The following is a 381-nucleotide window of genomic DNA, read 5'->3' on the forward strand; positions in this document are numbered from 1 at the left end:
TCAGATTGCTGACGAACCCCGGTTTTTCCGGGGTTCGTTGCGTTTGGGCGCATTAAATTCAGTTGGCGACNGATCTAGCCCAATAGTCCCGACCGGATTGCCAATACGCGAGATAACGCAGTTTCTGGGCCCATTTCCGGATTTGGCTCTGCAAGCCAGGCATCCCAAGGGATTTGAGCCNNAAAAGACGCGCCAGGATCTGCGCGATCTTCTTCATATTCTGNGCAGCNGCGGCCAACAGGCATTGCTCACGCACCNTCGAGAGCCCTCGCAAGCGAGCGTAACGATGACCATGTAACTGCTTGGCATCGGCGAACGATCGCTCCACGGTTTCCTGCCGTCGTTTNTAGAGCGCNTTGCCCCATGGCGTTAACCGGTAAC

Annotated in this window: 1 protein-coding gene; it reads right to left on the reverse strand. The window is 56.0% G+C overall.

The features are described 5' to 3' along the window. Nucleotides 1–58: 58 nt before the first annotated feature. A partial coding sequence (locus tag KEHDKFFH_RS20450; protein WP_241956578.1) for a transposase occupies nucleotides 59–381 on the reverse strand: 323 nt, incomplete at its 5' end.

Origin of the sequence: Marinobacter maroccanus, from assembly GCF_002933275.1 — a bacterium.
Taxonomy (GTDB): domain Bacteria; phylum Pseudomonadota; class Gammaproteobacteria; order Pseudomonadales; family Oleiphilaceae; genus Marinobacter; species Marinobacter maroccanus.